20 protein-coding genes are annotated in these 24,530 nt (G+C 70.1%); 8 read left to right on the forward strand and 12 right to left on the reverse strand.

All coding sequences use genetic code 11. The features are described 5' to 3' along the window. Positions 1 to 1,398, reverse strand: coding sequence for an ATP-binding protein (locus tag OG496_RS45515; protein WP_405975046.1), 1,398 nt, complete (start codon positions 1,396 to 1,398; stop codon positions 1 to 3). Between the two features lie 595 nt (positions 1,399 to 1,993). Next, a complete protein-coding gene (locus OG496_RS45520) occupies positions 1,994 to 2,689 on the reverse strand; it encodes a response regulator transcription factor (protein WP_405975047.1) in 696 nt (231 codons plus the stop codon). A gap of 259 nt (positions 2,690 to 2,948) precedes the next feature. Between OG496_RS45520 and OG496_RS45525 the strand changes: the two genes are divergently transcribed. Continuing rightward, the gene (locus OG496_RS45525) at positions 2,949 to 4,628 is read left to right on the forward strand and encodes a ferric reductase-like transmembrane domain-containing protein (protein ID WP_405975048.1); all 1,680 of its coding nucleotides are present in this window, start codon (positions 2,949 to 2,951) and stop codon (positions 4,626 to 4,628) included. Between the two features lie 33 nt (positions 4,629 to 4,661). After that, the gene (locus OG496_RS45530) at positions 4,662 to 4,889 is read left to right on the forward strand and encodes a hypothetical protein (protein ID WP_405975049.1); all 228 of its coding nucleotides are present in this window, start codon (positions 4,662 to 4,664) and stop codon (positions 4,887 to 4,889) included. A gap of 93 nt (positions 4,890 to 4,982) precedes the next feature. Here OG496_RS45530 and OG496_RS45535 read toward each other — a convergent pair whose 3' ends face one another. Together OG496_RS45535 and OG496_RS45540 are read right to left on the reverse strand one after the other, a co-directional pair. After that, positions 4,983 to 5,828 carry an IclR family transcriptional regulator gene (locus OG496_RS45535; protein ID WP_405975050.1) on the reverse strand — a complete coding sequence of 282 codons (846 nt, stop codon included), beginning with the start codon at positions 5,826 to 5,828 and terminating at the stop codon, positions 4,983 to 4,985. A gap of 20 nt (positions 5,829 to 5,848) precedes the next feature. Beyond that, positions 5,849 to 6,274, reverse strand: coding sequence for a MarR family winged helix-turn-helix transcriptional regulator (locus tag OG496_RS45540; protein ID WP_399389690.1), 426 nt, complete (start codon positions 6,272 to 6,274; stop codon positions 5,849 to 5,851). Between the two features lie 287 nt (positions 6,275 to 6,561). On the opposite strand from OG496_RS45540, the gene OG496_RS45545 reads away from it, so the two are divergent. From OG496_RS45545 to OG496_RS45560, 4 genes are read left to right on the forward strand one after another with little or no spacing between them, the layout of a single operon-like run. Beyond that, positions 6,562 to 7,479: an SDR family oxidoreductase gene (locus OG496_RS45545; protein ID WP_318019994.1), complete on the forward strand. Its 918-nt coding sequence runs from the start codon at positions 6,562 to 6,564 to the stop codon at positions 7,477 to 7,479. 47 nt (positions 7,480 to 7,526) lie between these two features. Then, the gene (locus tag OG496_RS45550) at positions 7,527 to 8,396 is read left to right on the forward strand and encodes an amidohydrolase family protein (protein ID WP_366493912.1); all 870 of its coding nucleotides are present in this window, start codon (positions 7,527 to 7,529) and stop codon (positions 8,394 to 8,396) included. A 10-nt stretch (positions 8,397 to 8,406) separates the two neighbouring features. Continuing rightward, a complete protein-coding gene (locus OG496_RS45555) occupies positions 8,407 to 10,140 on the forward strand; it encodes an acyl-CoA synthetase (protein ID WP_405975051.1) in 1,734 nt (577 codons plus the stop codon). A 23-nt stretch (positions 10,141 to 10,163) separates the two neighbouring features. After that, positions 10,164 to 10,619 (forward strand): MaoC family dehydratase, encoded by a 456-nt coding sequence (locus OG496_RS45560; RefSeq protein ID WP_366493524.1) that lies wholly within the window; start codon positions 10,164 to 10,166, stop codon positions 10,617 to 10,619. 24 nt (positions 10,620 to 10,643) lie between these two features. Here OG496_RS45560 and OG496_RS45565 read toward each other — a convergent pair whose 3' ends face one another. The 8 genes from OG496_RS45565 to OG496_RS45600 all read right to left on the reverse strand — a co-directional run bounded on the left by OG496_RS45565 (position 10,644) and on the right by OG496_RS45600 (position 22,237). After that, entirely contained in the window at positions 10,644 to 11,486 is an 843-nt protein-coding gene (locus tag OG496_RS45565) for a hypothetical protein (RefSeq protein WP_405975052.1), read from the reverse strand. After that, entirely contained in the window at positions 11,486 to 13,159 is a 1,674-nt protein-coding gene (locus tag OG496_RS45570; RefSeq protein WP_405975053.1) for a PHP domain-containing protein, read from the reverse strand. Before OG496_RS45570 ends, OG496_RS45565 begins: the two co-directional genes overlap by 1 nt. Positions 13,160 to 13,186: 27 nt before the next feature. Continuing rightward, positions 13,187 to 15,022 carry a LamG-like jellyroll fold domain-containing protein gene (locus tag OG496_RS45575; RefSeq protein ID WP_405975054.1) on the reverse strand — a complete coding sequence of 612 codons (1,836 nt, stop codon included), beginning with the start codon at positions 15,020 to 15,022 and terminating at the stop codon, positions 13,187 to 13,189. 55 nt (positions 15,023 to 15,077) lie between these two features. Then, the gene (locus OG496_RS45580; RefSeq protein WP_405975055.1) at positions 15,078 to 17,999 is read right to left on the reverse strand and encodes a glycoside hydrolase family 2 TIM barrel-domain containing protein; all 2,922 of its coding nucleotides are present in this window, start codon (positions 17,997 to 17,999) and stop codon (positions 15,078 to 15,080) included. After that, positions 17,999 to 18,862 (reverse strand): carbohydrate ABC transporter permease, encoded by an 864-nt coding sequence (locus OG496_RS45585; RefSeq protein WP_366493519.1) that lies wholly within the window; start codon positions 18,860 to 18,862, stop codon positions 17,999 to 18,001. Before OG496_RS45585 ends, OG496_RS45580 begins: the two co-directional genes overlap by 1 nt. Positions 18,863 to 18,875: 13 nt before the next feature. Continuing rightward, a complete protein-coding gene (locus OG496_RS45590; RefSeq protein ID WP_366493518.1) occupies positions 18,876 to 19,835 on the reverse strand; it encodes a sugar ABC transporter permease in 960 nt (319 codons plus the stop codon). Next, complete coding sequence (locus OG496_RS45595) at positions 19,835 to 21,121, reverse strand: extracellular solute-binding protein (protein WP_366493517.1); 1,287 nt, start codon at positions 21,119 to 21,121, stop codon at positions 19,835 to 19,837. Before OG496_RS45595 ends, OG496_RS45590 begins: the two co-directional genes overlap by 1 nt. A 99-nt stretch (positions 21,122 to 21,220) precedes the next feature. Then, on the reverse strand, positions 21,221 to 22,237 hold the full coding sequence (locus OG496_RS45600) for a carbohydrate kinase family protein (protein ID WP_405975056.1): 1,017 nt from the start codon (positions 22,235 to 22,237) through the stop codon (positions 21,221 to 21,223). A 150-nt stretch (positions 22,238 to 22,387) separates the two neighbouring features. Here OG496_RS45600 and OG496_RS45605 point away from each other — a divergent pair, with 150 nt between their 5' ends. Next, the gene (locus OG496_RS45605) at positions 22,388 to 23,152 is read left to right on the forward strand and encodes a DeoR/GlpR family DNA-binding transcription regulator (protein WP_019058991.1); all 765 of its coding nucleotides are present in this window, start codon (positions 22,388 to 22,390) and stop codon (positions 23,150 to 23,152) included. Further along, a complete protein-coding gene (locus OG496_RS45610) occupies positions 23,149 to 24,486 on the forward strand; it encodes a 6-phospho-beta-glucosidase (RefSeq protein ID WP_366493515.1) in 1,338 nt (445 codons plus the stop codon). Before OG496_RS45605 ends, OG496_RS45610 begins: the two co-directional genes overlap by 4 nt. Positions 24,487 to 24,530: the final 44 nt, after the last annotated feature.

Raw genomic sequence — 24,530 nt, forward strand, 5'->3', positions numbered from 1 at the left:
TCAGTCGTCGAGAGTGGGCCGCTCGCGGGGCTCGTCCTCCGGTGTCGAGGGGAGGTTGAGGGTGGCTTCCAGGCCTCCGGTGGGGGTGGCGCCGAGGTGGAGGGTGCCGTGGTGGAGGTGGGCCTGTTGGTCGACGAGTGCGAGGCCGAGGCCGGAGCCGGGGGAGCGGGTGCGGGTGCCGCGGGTGAACCGGGCCTTCATGGCCTGCCGTTGGGCGGCAGGGATGCCGGGGCCGTCGTCGCCGACCGTGATCCGGACTGTGTCGCTGTCCTGGGTGAGCCGGACGTCCACCGTGCCTTCGGGGCGGCCGTGGAGGGCCGCGTTGTCGAGGAGGTTGTCGACGGCCAGGCGTAGGCCGACGGGCCAACCGTCCACGGTCGCGGGGGAGTTGGCCGTCAGCCGGTAGGTGGTCGTGGGGTGGCGGTGCGCCGCGTGGGCGACGGCCTCGTCGAGGAGCTCGCTCAGGACGACGGGGGTGCGTTCGGGCAGGGCGTGGGCGTCGCCGCGGGCCAGGGTCTGCAGGCCGGTGAGGAGCGCGGTGATACGGCGGTGCTCCGCGCTCATCGCCTCCAGGGCCCGGGCCCGTTGGGGTGCGGGGAGTTCGGGGTTGCGCTGGAGGGTCTCCAGGGTGACCCCGAGACTGGTGAGCGGGGTGCGGAGTTCGTGGCCCGCGTCGGCGGTGAAACGGCGCGTGGAGTCCATGCTGACGCGCAACTGGTCCAGCATGCTGTTCAGCGCGTGGGAGAGGTCCGCGACCTCCTGCGGGCGTGTGACGGCGGGGAGTTGGGGCCCGGCCGTGTCCGCGCTGATCGCGAGGGCGCCGGTCCGCAGGCGTTCGAGCGGCTGGAGGATGATCCGGGTGAGCAGCCAGACGCCGCCGGCCGTGGCGAGCGCGGCGAGGAGCGTGACGGCGGCGACGATCACGGTGTTGTCCGCGAGCCGCCGCTCGATCGGGTCGATGTCCTGGAGGACTTCGAGGCGCTCGCCGGTGGTGCTCAGGGACCGGGTGAGCGAGCGCCAGGTCTGCCCGTCCGTGTTGATCGTGCGGTAGCCGTCGCGGGTGGGCACCGGGAGCGGGGCGGTCGGCGTCTCCCCGTGCTGCGCGATCACCTTCCCGCTGGAGACGAGCCGGACCAGACTCTGACTGCCCGCGAGCAGGCCGCCGTAGTCGTCGCTGTCCTCCCCGTCACCGTTCGGATGGTCCCCCTGGTCGCGGAGCTTGTCGGCGTCCTGGTCGCCCTTCTCGGCACGGGCGGCGAGTTGACGGTCGACGTCGGTACGGTCGCGGTGATCGATCCGGGCAACGATGACCAGCCCGGCGAGCGCGACCACGACAGTCACGAGCAGGACGACAGCGGCGGTGATCCGTGAGCGCAGGCTGCGCGGCAGCCAGGTCATGGACCGGTCCATAGAGCGATGGCGGGTGTGATGCGGGGGCGCGGGCTGAGCGGCAGCCATGTCAGGCTCGGGAGGGCAGGACGGACCGTGGCCGTGATCCGGGAGCGCAGGTTGCGCGGTAGCCACCTCACGAGCCAACAGCCTGGAACCATCGTGGGTTTGAGTCGGGAGCGCGGGTTGCGCGGTGGCCATGTCATGGGCTGGTCCGCAGGACGGCGGCGGTCGTGATTGAGGTGCGGAGGTCGCGCGGTAGCCACCTCACGGGCCAACAGGCAGGAATCGCCGTGGGTTTGAGTCGGGAGCGCAGGTTGCGCGGTGGCCGGGTCATGGGCTGGTCCGTAGGGCGGCGGCGGGATGTGATCGGGGAGCGGAGGCTGTGCGGTATCCGTGCCATGGGCCGGTGCGCAGGACCGACTGCGGTCGTGGTCCGGGTCCGGGGGCGGGGGCTGCGCGGCCGGCGCCTCGCGGGCCAGTGGGCGGGAGCAGCCGTGGTCGTGGTCTGGGTGTGGAGGCAGCGCGCTAGCCTCCTCGCTGGCCAATAGGCAGGACCGACCCGGGACTTGAGGCGGAAGCGCAGGCCGCGCATTGGCCCCCTTCACGGGCCGGTGCGCAGGACGAAGCCGATGCCGCGGACGGTGCGCAGTACCCGGGGGCCGCCGTCGGCCTCCAGTTTCTTGCGGAGGTAGCCGATGAACACGTCCACCACGTTGGTGTCCACGTCCCAGGTGTAGCCCCAGACCTGTTCCAACAGCTGGGCCCGGGACAGGACTTGACCGGGCCGGTGGGCCAGGGCGAGCAGCAGGTCGAACTCCCGGGAGGTCAGCCGGAGTTCGCGTCCGGCCCGGGAGGCCACGCGGCGCGCGGGCTCGATCGCGACGTCGCCGACGACCAGGGACCGCTCGGTCGTCGACTCGTGCAGCCGCACCATCGCGTGCAGCCGCGCGGACAACTCCCCGATGGAGAACGGTTTTACGACGTAGTCGTCCGCGCCCGCCGCGAGCCCCGCGACCCGGTCGTCGACCTCGTCGCGGGCGGAGAGCATGCACACGGGAAGGGTTCGGCCCTGGGCGCGCAGCGCGCGGACGACCTCGACGCCGGACAGGCCCGGCATCGTCACGTCCAGGACGATCACCGACGGCGGCCGGCCGGCGACCTCGTCGAGTGCCGTCTCGCCGTCCTCGGCCAGCCGTACCGTGAAGCCCTCAAGACCGAGCCCCAGGTCCAGGGCCGCGCGCACGCCGGGGTCGTCGTCGACCACCAGCACCTCCGGCTTCCGGCCCACCGCCGCCATGCAGCACCTCGACTTCCTCACCGGCACCCGCGGGAACGAGCACCGTCGCCTGCCCCCAGGATCGGCGGCGAACAACAAGGAAGTCTAAGAACCACGCGGGCCCGTCCTCCCACCGAGCCGATATCGGCACAGGTCAGCGGCGTGCCCGCCTCTCCAGCCCGCCGGGTTTCTTAGAGCGGCCACAAAGAGCGGAGCAAGGGTGAGGACACGCCCTGTCCGCCGGGGCACCCCTGGCCCTCGCGACGAAGGAAGCCCGCCGATGACCCTGTCCACCGAGCTGCCCCGCGGGCAACGCACCCCGCCCGCCCCACCCCGCAGGGGGCGATTCACCCTCGCCGATCCGCTCGGCGCGCTCGCGATCCTGTCCGTGGTCGCGGTCGTAGCCCTGTGGGTCATGAACCAGGGCGGCCCACTCAGCCTCACCGCCTCCGACCGGGCGACCGGTTCCCTCGGCCTGCTCGCCGGACTGCTGGCCTCCGACCTGATGATCCTCCAGGTCGTCCTCCTCGCCCGGATCCCCTGGGTGGAACGGTCCTGGGGCCACGACCTGCTCACCCGCCGCCACCGACTGATCGGCTTCGCCTCGTTCTGGCTGATGACGTCCCACGTCGTCCTGTTCGCTGTGGAACGTTCCACACGGGAACCCACGGCGATACCGAACGCACTCCTCCGCCTCTTCATCACCGACTCATGGATGCTGTTCGCCACCGTCGGGACCGCCCTGCTGATCATGGTCGTGGTCACCTCGGTCCGCGCGGCCCGCCGCCGACTGCGCTACGAGTCCTGGCACCTCCTGCACCTCTACTCCTACGCCGGCATCGCGGCCACCTTCCCGCACACCTTCACCGACGGCGCCGACTTCCACGAGACCTGGACCCGCGTCTACTGGTGGTGCCTCTACGGCTTCGCGTTCGCCGCCACCCTCCTCTACCGCGTCGCCCTGCCCGCCTGGCGCTCCCTGTACTACCGCCTGCGGGTCGAGTCCGTGGTCACCGAGGCGCCCGGCACGGTCTCGGTCACCTTCAAGGGCCATCGCCTGGACCGGATGCGGACGGTCTCCGGCCAGTTCTTCGTCTGGCGCTTCCTCGACGGCCCCGGCTGGTCCCGCGGCAACCCGTACACCCTCTCCGCCGCCCCCACCCCCGACCGGCTGCGCATCACCATCAAGTCCGCGGGCGACGGCAGCGAACGCGCCGCCCGCCTCACCCCCGGCACCCGCGCCCTGATCGAGGGCCCCTACGGCACCCTCACCGCCCGCCGCCGCACCCAGCCCCGCATGCTCTTCATGGCCGCCGGGATCGGCATCACCCCCATGCGCGCCCTGCTCGAAGACGCCCCCTACGCCCCCGGCGAGGCCACCCTCATCTATCGCTACGGCGAGGACGAGCACGCCGTGTTCGCCGACGAACTCCGCACCATCGCCACCCACCGAGACGTCGCGCTGATCCTCCTCCCGGGACCGCGCCGCGCCGACACGTCGTGGCAGGCGGCGGGTTCCGCGCACCTCGACGGCACGTCCCGGCAGACCGGAGGACCGGTCCAATTCGAAGGCGCGTCCCGGCAGGCCGAAGGTCCCGTGCACCTCGCCGATGCCGCCCGGCAGGCCGTGCGTCCCGCACGTCTCGACGGCCCCTCCCGGCTGACCGCGGGTCCCGCATACCTTGCTGACGCCGCGCGGCAGACCGGAAACCCCGCACGTCTCGACGGCACCTCGTGGCACAACGCAGGCTCGGCCCACTTCGCCGGTACTCCCGGGCAGGCCACCGCCGCCGCTCACCTCGACGACGACATCCAGGTCCTCAAGAGGCTCGTCCCCGACATCGCCCACCGGGACATCTACGTCTGCGGCCCGCCCACCTGGATCACCGCCGTCCGCAAGGCCGCACGCGGCGCCGGCGCCCACCGCGACAGCGTCCACACCGAAGAGTTCGCCTGGTAGCAGCACCCCGTCCCGTCAACAACAGGAGCACATATGCGACGCATCACCCTCTGGTTCACCGCCACCCTCGCCGTGGCCGCACTCCTCTTCGCCTTCCAGCTCAACGCCTCCGGCGCGACCGGCAAGTCCGGAGACGGCGGCGACCACATGCCGCCCGCTTCGACCTCCACGTCCACCTCCACCTCCACCGCCTCGGCCAAGCCCGGGGACGACACCGCCGGCTACGGCGACCACGTCGGAAAGCCGGGCGAGAACAAGTAGGTGCCTCACGGGCACGGGCGCGCCAACTCCCGCTCCACGGAAGCCTCTTCACGCGCCTCGCGTCGGCGGCCATACGCCCCCGTCACGCACCCGTCACGCCTCCGGCCGCCACCCCAACGCCCGGGATATCCCACGCGCCGCAAGCCGCACCGCCGGGATCAACGCCGGTACCTGCGCGTCGACTTGAGGCACGACCACCGACACGGCGGCGACCACCGCACCGCCCGGCCCGCGCACCGGTGCGGCCACCGACAGCGCGTCGTCGGTGATCTGACGGGTACTCACCGCGACGCCGGCGTGCCGGACTTCGGCCAGTACCCGGCGCAGTCGTACCGGATCGGTGATCGTGTACGGCGTGAAGGACGCCAACGGACCGGCGCAGTAGGCCTCTTGGGAATCCGGGTCGTCGTGGGCCAGCAGGGCCAGGCCCACTCCGGTGGCGTGGAGGGGCCAGCGGGCGCCCACGCGGATGTGCACGCCGACCGCCGAACGGCCCGAGATCCACTCGGTGTAGACGACCTCCGCGCCGTCCCGCACCGCCAACTGCACGTTCTCGTGCGTCGATTCGTACAGGTCCTCCAGGTAGGGCAGGGCGAGTTGGCGCAGGGCGAGGCCGCGAGGCGCGAGCGCCGCGATCTCCCACAGCCGTAGGCCCACGTGGTAGGCGCCCGACGTGTCCCGTTCCAGCGCGCCCCACTCGGTGAGGGCGCCCGCGAGGCGGTGGGCGGTGGTCAGGGTGAGGCCGGCGCGGCGGCTGATGTCGGACAGGGACAGGGCCGTGTGCGCGTGGTCGAAGGCGGCGAGCACGGCGAGCAGCCGGTCGGGCGCGGACCGCGTGGCGGGCGCCGCCGACCGGGGGATCGCCGCCGACCGTGCAGCGGCCGCGGGCCCCGTGGTCGTAGCGGAACCGGTGCTCGTAGCGGACCGGGTGGTGGTCATGGCCGGGCCTCCGTCCGGTGTCAGGTCAGTCCGTCCTCGGCGACCCGTTGCAGCAGGGTGTGCAGGGTCTCGCGCTCGGTCGGGTCGAGCGGGTCCAGCAGTTCGTTCGTGACGCGCAGGCCCGCTTCGTCCGTGTCGCGCAGGAAGCCGCGGCCGTCCGCCGTCAGGACCACGATGCGGCTGCGGCGGTCGTCGGGGGAAGGGCGGCGCTCGGCGAATCCCAGCTTCTCCAGGTCGTCGACCAGGCCGACGATCGCGCTCGGGTCGTAGCCGAGCCGGGTGCTCAGTTCGCGCTGGAGGGCGCCGTCGGACGTGGCCAGGAAGCGGAGCAGCGCGTAGTGGCGCAGGCGCAGGCCCGACTCCTGGAGGAACGTGTTGAAGAGCTGGCCGGAGCGCAGGCCCAGCCGGTACATGAGGTAGCCCGTGTCCGCGTGCAGCCCGCGCATCCACGGCTCGTGCGCGTCGATCGAGGGGTTCGCGGCGTGCGGCTGACGGGCGATGGCGGGCTCCCTGGGTCGAGGCCCCGGGCGGGGCGTGCGGTGGTTCGGAGCCAGTGTGACGCACATGGTCCATCGGCAACAACTATTGACGTCAACAATTATTGCTCTTAGCTTCGATCTCGAAGCCGCACCGGTGCCGTTCGCGGTCTTCGCAGTCCTCGCGGACTTCGGGGACTTCGCGGTCACGGTCCCGGTGTGTCGTACCGCAGCCTCGTCTTGTGAAGGGACCGCTCGTGCCCAGCATCGATCTGACCGGCAAGGTCGCCGTCGTCACCGGCAGTGGCCGGGGCCTCGGCCTCGCCTACGCGCACGCCCTGGCCGCCCACGGCGCGTCCGTGGTCGTCAACGACATCGACGAGGCGGTGGCCGAACAGGCCGTGAAGTCGATCGCCGAGGCGGGCGGCACCGCCGTCGCCGAGGTGGTCCCGGTCGGTACGACGGAGGCCGCCGAGCGGCTGGTGAACCGTGCCGTAGAGGAGTTCGGGCGGCTCGACATCCTCGTCACCAACGCGGGCATCCTGCGTGACAAGGTGCTGTGGAAGATGACCGACGAGGACTTCGACGCGGTGATCACCACCCACCTCAAGGGCACCTTCACCTGCGCCCGCGCCGCCGCCGTACGAATGCGCGAGCAGGGCGAGGGCGGCAGCCTGATCCTGGTCGGCTCGCCGGCCGGCCAGCGCGGCAACTTCGGCCAGACGAACTACTCGGCCGCCAAGGCCGGCATCGCCGCCTTCGCCCGTACCTGGTCGATGGAACTGGGCCGCGCGGGCATCACCGTCAACGCGATCGTGCCGGTCGCCGCGACGGCGATGACCGAGACGATCCCCGCGTTCGCCCCGTACATCGAGGCCATGAGGAACGGCGACCCGCTGCCCGACTTCCTCCGCAAGGGCGAGGGCTTCGGCACCCCCGAGGACTGCGCCGCCCTCGTTCCGTTCCTCGCCTCCGAGGCCGCGCGCGGCATCACCGGCCAGGCCATCGGCATCGGCGGCGACAAGGTGGCACTCTGGTCCCACCCGCAGGAGATCAGCGCGGCCTACGCCGACGGCGGCTGGACCCCTGACACCCTGGCCGACGCCTTCCCCACCTCGGTCGGCGCCGAACTCCAGTCGGTCGGCATCCCCGCACCGAAGCTGCCGGAGGCGTGATGGACATCGGTACGGACACCGGCACGGGTACGGGTAGGGGCACCGGTATGGACATCGGTGAACTCGTCGCGATCGACGTCCACACCCACGCGGAGGTGTCCTCCAAGGGGCACTCCTCCCTGGACGACGACCTGCACGACGCCTCCTCCGCCTACTTCAAGGTCGAGGGCAAGCGGAAGCCGACCCTGGAGGAGACCGCCGCGTACTACCGCGAGCGGAAGATGGCCGCGGTGATCTTCACGGTCGACGCCGAGTCCGCGACCGGCACCGAGCCCGTCCCGAACGAGGAGGTCGCCGAGGCCGCCGCCGCCAACGCCGACGTGCTCATCCCCTTCGCGTCCATCGACCCGTTCCGGGGTAGAGCGGGCGTGAAGCAGGCCCGCCGCCTGGTCGAGGAGTACGGGGTCAAGGGCTTCAAGTTCCACCCCAACATCCAGGGCTTCTTCCCCAACGACCGGTCCGTGGCCTACGACCTGTACGAGGTCATCGAGGAGACGGGCACCATCGCCCTCTTCCACACCGGCCAGACGGGCATCGGCGCGGGAGTGCCGGGGGGAGGCGGGATCCGCCTGAAGTACTCCAACCCCCTCCACGTGGACGACGTCGCCGCCGACTTTCCGCACCTCAAGATCATCCTGGCGCACCCGTCCTTCCCCTGGCAGGACGAGGCCCTCGCCGTCGCCACGCACAAGCCGGGCGTGCACATCGACCTGTCCGGCTGGTCCCCGAAGTACTTCCCGCCGCAGCTGGTGCAGTACGCGAACACCCTGCTGAAGGACAAGGTCCTCTTCGGCTCCGACTACCCCGTCCTCACCCCGGACCGCTGGCTCGCCGACTTCGAGAAGCTGCCGATCAAGGACGAGGTCAAGCCGAAGATCCTCAAGGAGAACGCCGCCCGCCTGCTCGGACTGACGTAAGGGGCACCGGATGCGCAACGAGGGACTGGGGTCCTGGCCCGCACGCCGGGCCCGCAAGACCCCGCACCGAACGGCTTTGGTCTACGGCGGACTGTCTACGGTCGGCGGTGGGCCGTCGACGGGTCACGGTATTCCGACGACGGACGGCAGCCGAGGGTCGGCAGGCGCCGGTAGTTCGTCGACAGTCGACGATGGGTTGTCGGCGGGCCACGGTGGACTGTCGACGGTCGCCAGTGGTTCGTCGACGGTCGGCAGCGGACGGGCGACGGTCGACAGCGGGCGGTCCACGGACCACAGCGGTCCGCCGACGCCCGGCAACGGTTCGTCGATCGACTACGGCACATTGCATACACGAACCACCCGCCTCGCCCACGCCCTGCGCGCCCGAGGCGTCCGCCGCGGCGACCGCATCGCCTACCTCGGCCCCAACCACCCCTCCTACCTGGAGACCCTGTTCGCGGCCGGCATCCTCGGCGCGGTCTTCGTCCCCCTCAACACCCGCCTCGTCGGCCCCGAGATCGCCCACCAACTCTCCGACTCCGGCGCCAAGATCCTCGTCTACGGCCCCACGCACGCCGGCCTCGTCGCCGGACTGCCGGGCAGCACCGACGTACGTACATACCTCGAAGTCGGCCCGGAATACGAGGAGTTGCTCGCCGCGGCGTCCGACGAGCCGATCGACGAGCCCGTCACGGCCGACGACACCTGCATCATCATGTACACCTCGGGCACGACGGGCCGCCCCAAGGGCGCCATGCTCACCCACGGCAACCTGGCCTGGAACGCGATCAACGTCCTCGTCGACACCGACCTGATCGCCGACGAACGCGCCCTGGTCTCCGCCCCGTTGTTCCACACGGCCGGCCTCAACATGCTCACTCTGCCGGTGCTGCTCAAGGGCGGTACCTGCGTCCTGGTCGAGGCCTTCGACCCGGACGCCACCTTCGACCTGATCGAACAGCACCGGATCACCTTCATGTTCGGGGTCCCGACGATGTTCGACCAGCTGGCCCGGCACCCCCGCTGGGCCGACGCCGACCTCTCCTCGCTGCGCATCCTCACCTGCGGCGGCTCCCCGGTCCCGTCGCCGCTGATCGCCGCCTACCAGGAACGCGGACTGACCTTCCTGCAGGGCTACGGCATGACGGAGGCCGCGCCCGGAACCCTGTTCCTGGACGCCGAACACGCGGTGAGCAAGGCGGGTTCGGCGGGTGTGCCGCACTTCTTCAGCGACGTACGGGTCGTACGGCCCGACCTCACCCCCGCCGGCGTCGGCGAGACCGGCGAGGTCGTGGTGCGCGGGCCCCATGTCATGCCCGGTTATTGGGGGTTGCCCGAGGAGACGGCCGCGGTCTTCGCCGACGGCTGGTTCCGCAGCGGGGACGCGGCACGGACCGACGAGGACGGGTACGTGTACATCGTCGACCGTATGAAGGACATGATCATCTCCGGTGGGGAGAACATCTACCCCGCCGAGATCGAGGACCTCCTCCTCGCCCACCCCGACATCGTCGAGTGCGCGGTCATCGGGGTCGCGGACGACAAGTGGGGCGAGGTGCCGCGCGCGGTCGTCGTGCCGCGCGAGGGTGCGTCGCCGGATCCCGACGAGGTGCTCGCGTCGCTGGCCGGCCGGCTCGCCAAGTACAAGATCCCCAAGTCGATGGTGATCGCGGACGAACTTCCGCGCACCGCCTCCGGCAAGCTCCTCAAGTCCCGGGTGCGCAAGCGCTTCGGTGACCAGTAACTCCCTTAAGGAACAGGCTACTTATGACCATCACCGTGAACGGCCTCGACGAACTCAAGAAGCTCGCGGGCAGCGACCTCGGCACCAGCGAGTGGATCGAGGTCACCCAGGAACGCGTCAACACCTTCGCCGACGCGACCGGCGACCACCAGTGGATCCACGTCGACCCGGAGAAGGCCGCGGCAGGCCCCTTCGGCGCGCCCATCGCGCACGGCTATCTGACCCTCTCCCTCTTCATCCCGCTCTTCACCGAGCTGCTGGACGTCGAGGGCGTGTCCACGAAGGTCAACTACGGCCTGAACAAGGTGCGTTTCCCCGCACCGGTCAAGGTCGGGTCGCGGATCCGGCTCGTCGCGAAGCTCGCCTCGGTGGAGGACGTGCCGGGCGGGGTACAGGTCGCCGTCGACGGGACGATCGAGATCGACGGCGGGCCGAAGCCCGCCGCCGTCCTGCAGAGTCTCTCGCGGTTCTACGCCTGACCGGCAGCCGCAACTACCGTTCGTCTACTGCTGTTTGTACGAGTAGACGCTCGTCGACACCTGGCACACGCCCGGCTGGACGACCTCGGCACGCAGCGTGCCGCTGTTCACGTCGTAGTCGATGCCCTCGGCCTCGAACGTGCCCGTGCAGATGCTGCGTTCGGGCAGTGCGAACAGGCTGGTGACCGTGCCGGTGATCGGCTGGCCGTCCAGCTTGTGGGGCAGGTCGACCTGGAGGAGCGGGCGGATCTCGGGGAACTTGGTCCCCGACGCGTCGTCCGAGACGCACACCAGGCGGGTGTCCGTCACGAAGTCGCAGCCCTGGATGTCGTTCACCGTCCTGTCCAGGGTGATCTGCCCGGCCTGCGGCAGTGCCCCGCCCGTCGCCGGAGTCGACGGGTTGAGCAGGGGCGTGGGGAAGACCTGGAGTCTGGACTGGTCGCCCCACTCGCCCGACACCATCCACTGCGTGTCGGGCGAGATCGCGTCGAACGAGTTGTTGATCTTCTCGCCCGAGTCGAGCGTGTGGACGTACGAGTACCGGGTCCCCGACGGCGTGGTGACCGCGAACATCTTGGACGTGGCCGTGTCGGCGCCCTGGTAGGCGTCGAAGACGTAGCCGTTCGCGATGTCCGGGTCGCCGATGTGGTTCCAGCCCTGGATGCGCAGATCCAGCGGGATGGACGCCAGCCCGCGGTACAGCAGCGAGCCGTCCGCCTGACTGGCGACGCCCTCACCGCCGCCGAGGCTGCCGGTGTACGCCGTGCCGGTCTCCACCCAGGTGGTGGCGGCCGCCGCAGAGGAGGTGCTCACGCCGAGCGTGAGGGCACCCAATAAGCCAGCGAGGAAAGTGAGTTGACGCTTCATCAGATACCTGCCAGGTCGACGAAGATGGGGTTGGAATAGAACCATGTGTCGGCCCACGGGTCACCGGTTCCGGGCTCGTGGGGGATCGGGCCGTGCGGGTCGACCGAGGCGCCGAGGTAGCCCGCGCCGTGTCGCTTGCCGTCGCTGCCGCGCAGCCGCAGGTAGAAGGACTCGTCCCCGGCGGTCACCGGGACGCGCAGGGTGTACGTCCCCTTGCGGCCGCCGACGTCCGCCGTACGGACGACCTTCGTGTCCGGCGCCCGCCACGCGTCCCGGTCGGACACCGCGCCGCGCACCGCGCCCCGGATCACGTCCACGTGCGCCAACTCGGGCAGGATTCCCTGGGCGTTGGGCCGCGAGGCGGTCGTCACGGTGATGTTCAGCGTGAGCCGGTCGCCCTTGCGGACCCGCAGCCGGCCGCCCAGGGTGACGCCCTGACCGTGGTCGCAGTCCCGCTTCAGGCGCACGTCGAGCCCGTCCAGCAGATGCCCGTGGTCGACCCAGACCCGGCCGGCGCGCATCCCCGCCATCACCTCGCGGTAGCCGTAGCGGGTCACGCCCACGTGCGTGCGGCTGAACTCGCCGGGCCAGAAGTCGCTGCCGGGCTGCGGGGAGTCCGTCTGCACCGGGTCGGGCAGCTTGCCGGTGTTGTCGAAGTTCTGCCCGTCGGGCCAGGCGCCGTTGGCCCAAGTGTCGTAGACCGTTCGGTGGTTGTCGGAGTTGGTGGTGATCGAGAACAGCCGGCCCTCGGCCAGCATCGAGTCCCACAGCCCGCCGACGGTCGCGGTCGCCCAGTCGAACCCGCCGTACGTCACATACGCGTCCGTCGGATAGCCCGACCAGGACTGCGCCGAGGGCTTGTTCTCGTACTCGCCGCGGATCGACGTGGCGCCGCGCCAGCCGGGCAGGGCCGCGCCCTGGGCGCCGGGCGCGCCCTCCATGCCGATCATGATCTCCGGGGCCGCGTCCCGCCAGGCCCGCATCTCGTGCGGGGAGTCGATGCCCAGGCGCAGCGGGTGGTTGGCGAGGACGAGGACGTCGTCGACGTAGCCCGAACGGCGCTGCGCGGCCAGCCACTTGACGGCCTTCACGGCGTGGGCCTCGTTGCGGGCGGTGTCCGTCGCCCCGGCCGAGCCCTCGGTGTAGCCCAGCAGTTTGCCGTCGTAGGCCAGCTCGAACTGCGTGAGCAGGTCCACCTCGTTGCGACCTGGCGCGGCGAACACCGTGCAGTGCTCGGCGGCCGGGATGTACCACTCCAGGCCCTGGAAGATCAGCTGGCGGGGGTTCGCGGCACGCGCCTTGAGGATCTCCGCGTGCTCCGACTTGGCGCCGTAGGAGGCGTGTCCGAAGTTGGAGTGCTCGTTGAACACCATCCAGTCGAGGCCGTATGTGGCGGCGGCCTTCGCCTGCTGGGAGAACGTGTACTTCGCGTCGTGGCTGTACACGGAGTGCACGTGGTGGTCGCCGACGAGGTAGGCGAGGCGCGGGTCGTCGCCGCCGTAACCCCGGCCCGCCGCCGAGGCGGAGGTGGCGAGCGGGCCCGCACCGAGGGTGAACGCGGCGCCGAACAGGCCCGCGCGGCGCAGGAGTTGGCGTCGGGAGACGCCCTGAGCGTCGAGGTCGGCGGGGGAGACGGACGGATCGGCCCAGGAGGGCAGCTGCTGCTCGGTCATGATGGTTCGAAGTCCTCTGGAGGGCTGTCAGTGGGTCATGAAGGAGGTCACGGGCAGCGCCCGGGAGACGATCCGGACATCGCCGAGGCGACCGTGCAGGATCTGGTCGATCTTGTCCGCGTACTCGTAGCCGCCGAGCAGCCAGGGCTGTCCGGAGGAGGCGATGCCGATCGCGGGGGCGTGCGGGTTGCGGGCCACCGGGCAGCCCTGGACATACATGGTGGTGTGCCGTCCGTCGTTGACGACGGCGAGGTGCCACCAGATCTCGGGGTCGGTCTCGTCGCCCCAGTTGGTGGCCAACTGGGGCTGGTTCAGGGGGTGTACCGCCCACTGCGGGCCTGGGCCGTCGGAGAGGGACAGGGTGGCGAGCGGCTCGTCGGGGTCGTCCGTCACCGTGCCGACGGAGCCGTTGCGGCCGGTGCGGCTGACCAGTCCGGCCCAGGCGTTGTGCGAGGCGTCCCAGTCGGCCGGCAGCCAGTAGAACGCCTCGATGGTGTAACCGTCCTTGAACGTCGCCGAGTTGAGCGGCGCTCCGTCGACGGTCCGCAGGTATGCGCCCTTCAACGGGGACTTGTAGCCCGTGAACTCCAGGCTGCCGTGGCCCGGTTGGTCCGGGTGGTGGTCCGCCGACCAGCCGAGGGTGCCGCCGTTCACCGGGACCACGGTGAGGTCGTTGCCGCGGCCGGACAGGTCACGGACGGTGCCGGAGACCGGGGACTCGAAGCGCCAGTAGGCGGCCGTGCCCGGGATCACCATCTTCGACGCGGGGCGCGCCGGGCGGACCGGCACCGGGTCGAAGCCGGCGAAGCGGTCCGCGAAGTCGATGCCGACGGAGAACCGGTCGGCGTCGCCGCTGAGTTCGATCTCCTGCCGCTCCAGCTCGTTGAGGCCCTTCGCCGCCCGGCCCAGGATCCACGGTGACACCGTCTCGACGTCGATGACGTCGCGGTCCAGGTCGAAGTGGTAGAGGCGGATCATCGCCGCGCCGCCGAAGTAACGGTTCTGATAGTTCGTCAGATGAAGGTGGACGTCATTCCCCGCCGCGTTCTTGCGCGTTGCCCGGCGAGCCGGCCAGTAGTGGCCGTTCAGGGTCAGGAAGATCTGGTCGTGGTCCGCGATCAGCTGGTCCCACAGCTGCTGCCCGTAGTCCGACAACGTGTCGTCGTCCACGACCAGTTCGTGCGTGGTGAGGATGACCGGCGTCTTCGGGTGCCGCGCGATGACGTCCTTCGCCCAGGCGTAGCCCTTCGCGGACAGCCGCCAGTCCAGCGCCAGCACCAGCCACTGGCGCCCGGCCGCCTTGAACAGGTGGTACGTGTTGTAGCCGTCCGAAGAGGCGCCGCCGAACGTGGGCTTGCTCTTGAAGCGCTGCGGGCCGAACGTGTCCAGGTAGGGCGACGCGCCGCGCTGGTCGTCCGTCGACGACTTGATGTCGTGGTTGCCGGCCAGCACGCTGTAGCCGACGCCCCGCCGGTCCAGCAGCCTGAACGCCTCCCCGATCGCGGCGAATTCGGGCTTCGCGCCGTTCTGGGTCAGGTCGCCCAGGTGGGACAGGAAGACGATGTTCTCGTCCTTGCCGTGTTCCAGGAGATAGCGCAGCGAGGCCTCGATCGGCGCCTTGTCGATGCTCGGCCCGTCGAAGAGGTACTGGGTGTCCGGCATCACCGCGAGAGTGAACCGCCGGCTGTCGGTGTCGGGCCGCCAACTCGCCGTCGCCGGGGCCGCCTCGGCGGCGGTGGGCAGCGTGACGCCGGCCGTGGCGGCGGCGCCCAGCAGCGCGGTCGCCCGCAGGAAACTGCGCCGTCCGGCGCCGGCCTGGGCCGTCTCGCACTGGTCCTGCTCGTGCTCATGCGAAGTACACACGTGTGCTCCGTGGGTAAGTGCTCGTGAAAGCTGGGGAGTTCAAGGCTGGGGGATTTCAGAGAACGCGCAGGGTCCAGCTCCAGCGATGGACGCCCGGTGCGACGAGATACTGCGCCGACGTGTCGGGGCCGCACGACGCCGTGCCCAACCCCCGGTGCGCCGCGTCGAGTTGCACCACGCAGGACGCGCGCGGCACCAGTTCGTCGTGATGCCGTACGGCGGTCAGGTCCGCGGCGCGATGGCGGGTCACCGAGACCTGGCGGGGCTCGTCGAGGTCGACCGCGAGACCGGTGGCGTCCGGTGCCGACAGCGTGAACCGCCGCACCCCGTGCCTGCCGCCGCTCTCCTGCGGCCGCAGATACGGAGTGAACAACTCGTCGACGGGGACCGAGTGGTGGCCCACGGGCGCGCCCGTGCTGCGGTCGGGGTACGACTCCCAGGGACCCCGGCCGAACCACTCCAGCAGATCAAGACCCGGCACCGTCTCGAACACGGTGCCCACCCGGGCCACATCGACGAACTCCTCGGGCAGCTGGGCCGATTCCTCGACCCTGACCCCGCCCTCCACCGGCGTGAACACCTGACAGTGCCGGACCACACCGGCGGCCCCGGCGTACTCGGCGACCGTCGTCACGCGCTCGCCGTCACGCCGTACCGAGACGATCTTGCGGACCAGCGAGTCGAGCCCCCAGGTCCGCCAGCGCGCCGCCATGCCGCCCAACTCGTCGTTGTCGGTGGGCGCCCGCCACAGGGACAGGGTCGGGGCGACCGTCAACAGCGGGTGGAGGAGCAGGCCTTCGCCGTCGACCTCGACCCGGCCGCCGCCAACCACCGGCGGTGCCATCGGGGTTGCCGCCCGCAGCCGTACCTGGGGCGCGCACACGTCCGTGCCGCGCGGTGCCCACGCCTGGTCCTCGGCCGTCGTCACGCGCAGCGTCAGCCAGGCCTCGCCGCCGTCCTCCGGCAGGTCGAACGGCAGCGGTACGGCCACCGTCTCACCCGGGCACAGGGCGGGCAGTTCGGCCGGAGCGGTCAGCGTACGGCCGTCCGCGAGGGCCAACTCCCAGGTGGCGGTGAGCCATTCGAAGCCGCGGAAGTGCTGGTGGTTGCCGAGGACGATGCCCTCGTGCCGGAAACACTCGATGCGCACCGGCGCCGCGATCTCCCGGTGCTCGAACATGACAGGCTTGGGCGTGCGGTCGGGAAACACCACGCCGTCGGCGATGAACGCGCCGTCGTGGATCGACTCGCCGAAGTCACCGCCGTACGCCCAGCGTTGACCGGGCGCGGCGACACCGTTGTCATACAGTCCGGCGCCCGCGCGGCCGGTGGGTCTTCCGTCGCTCACACGCTGCAGGATTCCGTGGTCCCAGAACTCCCAGATGAAGCCGCCCTGAAGACCCGGGGTTGACTCGATGGCGGCCCAGTGGTCCGCGAGGGTTCCGTTGCTGTTGCCCATCGCGTGGGAGTACTCGCACTGGATCAACGGCTTGGTCTGCTCACCGGACAGCGCATGGGCGACACAGTCCTCCAGCGGCGCGTACATCGGGCACGCGATGTCGGAGGCGAGGTCCGGGTCGGCCCAGCCGCGCTTGGCCGCGCCCTCGTATTGGACCGGTCTAGTGGGGTCGTGCCGACGGACCCAGCCGGCGGCCGCGTCGTGATTGGCGCCGTAGTCGGACTCGTTGCCGAGCGACCAGATGATGACGGAGGGGTGGTTCTTGTCGCGCAGCACCATCCGCGCCATGCGGTCCACGAACGCGTTGAGATAGTGCGGGTCGTCCGCGATCTCGTGCGCGTGGTCGTGCGACTCGATGTCCGCCTCGTCGACGACGTAGAAGCCCAGCTCGTCGGCGAGGTCGTAGAGCGCCGGGTCGTTCGGGTAGTGCGAGGTGCGGACGGCGTTGAAGCCGAACCGCTTGAGCAGCACCAGGTCCGCGCGCATGTCGTCGTACGACACCGTGCGGCCGGTCAGCGGATGGAAGTCGTGCCGGTTGACGCCCCGGACGAACACGCGCTCGCCGTTGACGAGCAGGTCACGCCCGACGATCTCGACGTCACGGAAGCCGATGCGCCGGTACGACGAGTCGGCGACCGTTCCGTCGGCGCGGTGCAGCCGGACGGTGAGGCCGTACAGCTCGGGCGTCTCGGCGTTCCAGGTGCGGACCTCGGGCACCGTGGCGCGCATGCGGGCCTCGCCGAGGAAGTCGGAGACCCGGTCGTCCTCCGTGTTGAAGCGGTCGAACTCCTTGTCCTGGGTGAGGAGTTGACCGTCGAGATCCCCGCTGACGTACCACCCGGCGGGCAGTGCGCCGGCCGCGTCCCGCACCTGGCAGTCGACCTGCAGCTCGCCGTCGTAGGACGCCCGCACGGTGACGTCCGCGAGATGCAGCGGATCGGTCGCGTACAGCAGCACCGACCGGGTGATGCCCCCGTGCCACCACTGGTCCTGGTCCTCGATGTGCGAGGAGTCCGACCACTTGACCACGGTCAGCCGTACGGTGGCCCGCCCGCCGGGACGTACGACGTGCGAGAGGTCGAACTCGGCGGCGAGGTGGGAGTCCTTGGAGATGCCGACGGGCCGCCCGTCCACGTGCAGGAGCAGCACGCTCTCGGCGGCCCCGACCTGGAGCACGATCCGCCGCCCGGCCCAGTCGGCCGGGACGTCCACCTCACGCTCGTAGACACCCGTCGGATTGTCGACCGGCGACAGTGGAGGGAATTCCGCATACGGCATACGGACGTTCGTGTACTGCGGAAGGTCGTCCGTATCCTGCATGGTCCATACGCCCGGCACGTATGCGGACGACCAGGCGTCCGCGAGTGGCGCGTCCGGCGCCGGCAGCAGCTGGAAACGCCAGTCGCCGTCGAGGGACACGGCACCGGCGCGGCGGTCGACGGCGGACATGGGCAACCGCCCCCAGGAGGTCACCTCGGGTGACTCCCAGGGGCGGAGCGCGAGCAGCGGGTCGGTCATCAGCGGATGGCTCCCTTGCCGAGGTCGCCGATGATCTGCTTGGCGCCGACCGCGAACACGATCAGCAGGGGGACGAGGGCGAGGAGCGCGCCGGTCATGACCATTCCGTAGTCGGTGGTGCCGTGGGTGCCGTTGAGCTGGGACAGGGCCACCTGGAGGGTGACGTTGTTCGGGTTGGTGAGGGCGATCAGGGGCCAGGCGTAGTCGTTCCACTGGCCCATGAAGGTGAAGATGCCGAGGAAGGCGAGGCCCGGCCGGACCACCGGGAGGGCCACGTGCCAGTACTGGCGCAGGAAGCTCGCGCCGTCGATGCGGGAGGCGTCGAGGAGTTCGTCGTGGATCGCGCTCTTCATGTACTGGCGCATCCAGAAGATGCCGAACGCGTTGGCCGCGGCCGGCACGATCAGCGCGGTCATCGAGCCGATCCAGCCGAGCTTCGCCATGATGACGAACTGCGGGATGGCCGCGAGCTGCGCCGGCACCATGAAGATGCCCATGAGCAGCGCGAACATCACGTTCTTGCCGGGGAACTGGAACTTGGCGAAGACGAACGCGGCCAGCGAGTCGAAGAACAGGACCAGGAAGGTCACCGACCCCGCCACGAGTACCGAGTTGAACATCGAGCCGAAGAAGTCGATGTTGTCGAAGAGGCTGCGCACGTTCTCCAGGAAGTGCGTGCCCGGCAGCAGTTTCGGCGGGTAGGAGAAGATCTCCGACGAGGTGTGCGTCGACATGATCACGGCCCAGTAGAACGGGAAGGCCGAGAGCAACACGCCCAGGATCAGGGAGACATGGAGGGCGACGCCGCGGCTCCGGGTGCCCCGGATCGCCTTCGGCCGCCGTGTGCCTTGGAAGAATGCCATGGTGACCGGCTCCCTAGTCTTCGCCCCGGCGCTGCACCAGGCGCCAGTTGACGATGGAGAAGATGATGACGACGAGGAAGATGCCCCAGGCCACGGCGGCGCCGTAACCGAAGTCGTTGTTGTCGAAGGTCTGTTGGAAGAAGTACAGGACCATCGTCTGGCCGGAGTGGCCCGGACCGCCCGCGAACGTCGAGTCGTTGGAGGTGTTCTGCAGCAGCACCTGTGGTTCGGAGAAGCTCTGCAGACCGGTGACGGTCGAGATGACGAGAACGAACAGCAGCACCGGCCGCATCATCGGCAGCGTGATCCGGAAGAACGTCTGGACCGGTCCGGCGCCGTCCATCCGGGCCGCCTCGTACACCTCGCTCGGGATGGTCTGCAGACCGGCGAGGAAGATGATCGCGTTGTAGCCGGTCCACTGCCAGGTCATCAGCGTCGCGATCGCGATCTTGATGCCCCACGGGGTGTTCAGCCAGGCGATCTGGTCGATGCCCACCGCCTGCAACAGGGCGTTCACCAGGCCGAAGTTGGTGGAGAACACCGAGCCGAAGACGATCGCGATCGCCACCACCGAGGTGACGTTCGGGAGGAAGTAGGCGAAGCGGTACACGTTCTTGAAGCGGACCGCAGAGTTGAGCATCACGGCCGTGATCATCGCGAGGAAGATCATGGGGAACGTCGCCAGCGCCCAGATGATCAGGGTGTTGCCGATCGAGTTCCAGAAGTCGGTGTCGCTCAGCAGGTACTTGTACTGCGACAGACCCGCCCACTCCATGGAGCCGAGGCCGTCCCAGCGGTGGAGGGAGAGGTAGAACGAGAACCCGACGGGGATCAGCCCGAAGCAGAGGAACAGCAGATAGAACGGGGAGATCGCGGCATACAGATGCCAGTACTTCCGGAAGCCGCTCTTGGGCCGCGAGGCGGCGGACGAACTGTCCACGGCGGCAGGGGGCTTGTCCAGTGCGGTGGCCATCAGTAGCTCACCCCCAGGTGGTCCGCGATGCGCCGGCACTTGCTCATGGCGTCACTCCAGGCCTTCTTGGGGTCCTTGCCGAGGACACCGACGTTCTTGATCTCGTCCTTGAGGGGCTGCCCGAGCGCGATGTCGAACGGGCTGTTGTAGGCGACCGTGATCTTCTGCGCGGCGGGCCCGAAGATGTCCATCGTGTCCTGGCCGCCGAAGAACGGGTCCGGTACGCGCACGGTCTTCAGGTCGTACGAGGCGGGGGTGGAGGGGAACAGGCCCGCGTCGACGAAGCCTTGAGCCTGGTTGGCCGCGTTCATCATCCAGGTGATGATCCGGAAGGCCTGCTCGGGCTCGCGGCACGCCTTGGTGATCGACAGGAACGAACCGCCGTTGTTGGCCGGCCGCACCGGCATGTCGGCGACCCGCCACCTGCCCTTGGTCTTCGGCACGCCGGTCTTGAGGTCGCTGGTGGCCCAGGAAGCGCCCAGCTGACTGGGCAACTTGCCGTCCTGCACGGCCGAGAGCTGGTCCGGCGTGCCACTGACCAGATCCGAGACGATCTTGCGCTGCTTGGCCTGCACCGCCAACGCCCAGGCGTTGCGCACGTGTTCCTGGTCGCCGATGAAGTGGCGGTCCTTGTCGACGTACCGTTTGGAGCCCTGGTTCACCACGTTCTCGAAGATGCTGTTGACGTCGGTGACCAGAGACGTCCCGGGGATCCGCTTCCTGAGCTGCTCGCCCGCCGCGAAGAACTTCTCCCAGGTGTTCAACTCCTGTGAGACGTCGGCCGGTTCGTACGGCAGCCCGGCCTTGCGGAAGACGGCGTACTGGTAGAAGTGGGCCACCGGGCCGCAGTCGATGGGGAAGCCGACCATCGTGCCGTCGTCGGCGATGCCCTGCTCCCACTTCCACGTCAGGTACTGGCTCTTGTACTTGTCCGCGCCGAGTGTCCTGAGGTCCACGAACTGGTCGGCGTTGGGCAGATAGGACGCCATGTCCTCGCCCTTGAGGCCGGCGATGTCGGGGATGTGGGCCTTGCCCGCCATCGTGGTGATCAGCTTGGACCGGTAGTAGCCACCGATCTTGATCGCCTGGAGGTCGACCGTACTGTCGTAACGCGCCTTGGCGTTCTTGACGACCGTGTCGCCGAGGCCGCCGTCCCAGTACCACAGGACCATGTTCCGGCCGGTGGAACCGGTCGGAACGGCGCAGCCGGACGCCAGGCCGCCGAGCGCCGTGGCGGCCGTACCGGCCAGGCCCGCGCGGAGCAGGCCTCTTCGTGAGAGCCGCACAGCTCCCACCGCCTTTCGGATCTGTTCGATCTGTTCGGGTCGTGCATACGAGGGGCTCAAGTGGGGGGACTTGCAAGGGACTTGAGAGGGAGGGGGGGGCTACTTCGGTGCGGGGGGAGTGACGGGGGCGTACGAGACGGGCGGGCCGGGGTCCGCCGGGATCCTGTCGACGAGGAAGCCGTATGCGCGCCGCAGTTCGGGATCGCGGACTGTATGCAGCCAACGGTCGACGCCGTACCAGCCGGGCGCCGCCAGCGCGCCGCCGTGGTGCTGGACGGACAGCCCGGCCGCGAGCACCGCGAACCGCAGCCGTTCCTCCAGCGGCCAGCCGCCGAGCGAGGCCGCGACGAAACTCGCGCCGAACACGTCACCGGCGCCCGTCGCGTCCAGGACGTCCACGGCGAGGGCCGGGACCTCCGCGTACTCGCCGGTCGTCTGGTCGACGGCGACCGCCCCGTCGCCGCCCCGCGTGATCACCGCGACCGGCACCAGTTCGGTGAGGGTGCCGAGCGCCGCGACCGCGCTGTCGGTGCGGGTGTAGGCCATTGCCTCGGTCTCGTTGGGGAGGAAGGCGTGGCACAGGGCGAGCTGGTCGAGGAGGTCGCGGGACCACTGCTCGGTGGGGTCCCAGCCGACGTCGGCGTAGATCTGCGTGCCGTTCGCGGAGGCCTTGGCGAGCCACCCGCGCGGCTCGGCCTCCAGGTGCACCAGCGCGGTCCGTGCCTCGGGCGGGTCGCCCATCAGCACGTCCTGCGAGTACGGCGGTTCCTGGCCGTGGGTGACCAGCGCCCGGTCGTCGCCGTGGGCGAGCGAGACGGTGACGGGGGTGTGCCAGCCGTTCGCGGTGCGGGACAGGGAGAGGTCGACGCCCTCCTGGCCGGCGAGGATCTCATGGCAGTACGCGCCGTAGAAGTCGTCGCCGAAGACCGTGGCCAGGGAGGTCCGCAGGCCGAAGCGGGACGCGGCGACCGCGAGGTTCGCGATGCCGCCGGGGCCGCAGCCCATGCCGGTCGTCCAGATCTCCTCGCCCGGCGTCGGCGGCTGCCCCAGACCCGTGAGGACGAGGTCGTAGAAGAGCAGCCCGGTCAGCAGCACATCGGGCCGGGGGTCGTCCACGCGCGCATCCTCTCGTCGGCACGTCGCTGGAGAGTTCGTCAAAACTCTTCATTTCGGTGACCGGAATCGTGCGCTGCTCGACGAGATTGGTCAATACCCAAGCAGAACTGAGCATAGAAATGATTGAAGATGACGAGTAGTGTTCGCGGCGTGCTGGCAGAACGACGACATCAACTCATCCTGCGGGCCCTGCGCTCCGGGGGCCCCGCGGCCGTGACCGATCTCTCCGAGCAGCTGGGTGTGAGCCCCGCCACCATCAGGCGTGATCTGCTCAAACTGGAGGAGGACGGACTGCTCACGCGTGTCCACGGCGGTGCCGTGGCCGACGAGGGCGACCAGCCCTTCGCCGAGGTCGCCGAGGTGCGGGTGGCCGAGAAGGACGCGATAGCCGCGCGCGCCGCCGCGATGGTCGCGGACGGCCAGTCGGTCCTCCTCGACATCGGCACCACCGCCTACCGGCTGGCCCGCCAGCTGCACGGCCGCCGGCTCACCGTGATCACCAGCAACCTCGTGGTCTACGAGGAGCTGGCCGACGACGAGGGCATCGAACTGGTGCTGCTCGGCGGCATGGTCCGGCGCGAGTACCGCTCCCTGGTGGGCTTCCTCACCGAGGACAACCTGCGCCAGCTGCACGCCGACTGGCTCTTCCTCGGCACCAGTGGAGTGCGGCCCGGCGGCCAGGTGATGGACACGACGGTCGTCGAGGTGCCGGTGAAACGGGCCATGATCAAGGCCGCCGACAAGGTCGTGCTGCTCGCGGACGCGCAGAAGTTCCCGGGTACGGGGATGGCGAAGGTGTGCGGTCCCGAGGACCTGGACGCGGTGGTGACGAACGCCCCGGTCGACCCGGTGACCCGTTCCTCCCTGGAGGAAGCGGGCGTCGAGGTCGTCGTGGCAGGAAAGGTGAAAGCGTGAAGCTGACGATTCTGGGCGGCGGCGGGTTCCGGGTGCCGCTCGTGTACGGGGCACTCCTGACGGACCGCGGCGAGGGCCGGGTCACCGAGGTCGTGCTGCACGACCTCGACGACAGTCGACTGTATGCGGTCGCCCGTGTACTGGCCGAACAGGCCGCCACCGTGCCCGACGCCCCCACCGTCACCGCCACCACGGACCTCGACGAGGCCCTGCGCGGCGCCGACTTCATCTTCTCCGCGATCCGCGTCGGCGGCCTGGAGGGACGGGCGAACGACGAGCGGGTAGCCCTCGCGCAGGGCGTCCTCGGCCAGGAGACGGTCGGCGCCGGCGGTATTGCCTATGGTCTGCGAACCGTCCCCGTCGCCGTCGACATCGCCCGGCGCGTGGCCCGCCTCGCCCCCGACGCCTGGGTCATCAACTTCACCAACCCGGCGGGCCTGGTCACCGAGGCCATGTCCCGCCACCTCGGCGACCGCGTCATCGGCATCTGCGACTCCCCGGTCGGCCTCGGCCGCCGTATCGCAACAGTGCTCGGCGCCAACCCGCGCGAGGCCTTCATCGACTACGTCGGCCTCAACCACCTCGGCTGGGTCCGCGGCCTGCGCGTCGCCGGCCGCGACGAACTTCCGCGCCTGCTCGCCGACCCCGACCTCCTCGGCTCCTTCGAGGAGGGCAAGCTCTTCGGCACCGACTGGCTCCAGTCGCTCGGCGCGATCCCGAACGAGTACCTGCACTACTACTACTTCAACCGCGAGACCGTCCGCGCCTACACCGAGGTCGAGAAGACCCGCGGCGCCTTCCTCCGCGACCAACAGGCGCAGTTCTACGACGAGATGAAGCGCCCCGACACGGCCGCGCTGACCGCCTGGGACCGCACCCGCGCCGAGCGCGAGGCGACCTACATGGCGGAGAACCGGGAAACGGCCGGCGCCGGCGAACGCGACGCCGACGACCTCTCCGGCGGGTACGAGAAGGTCGCCCTCGCCCTGATGCGGGCCATCGCCCGCGACGAACGCACCACCCTGATCCTCAACGTCCGCAACCAGGGCGCCCTGTCCGTCCTCGACGCGGACGCCGTCATCGAGGTGCCGTGCCTGGTCGACGCCAACGGCGCCCACCCCGTCGCCGTCGACCCGCTGCCCGACCACGCCACCGGCCTGGTCTGCGCGGTCAAGGGCGTCGAGCGCGAGGTCCTCGCGGCGGCCGAGAACGGCTCCCGCACGACGGCGGTGAAGGCCTTCGCGCTGCACCCGCTGGTCGACTCCGTGAACGTCGCACGCAGGCTGGTCGAGGGCTACACCGAGGTCCACCCGGGCCTGGCGTACCTTAAGTAGGCACCCTTCGGTAAGCGCTTTCCCCAAGTTCGCGACAGCACCGC

Source organism: Streptomyces sp. NBC_00988, from assembly GCF_045162645.1.
Classification (GTDB): Bacteria; Actinomycetota; Actinomycetes; order Streptomycetales; family Streptomycetaceae; genus Streptomyces.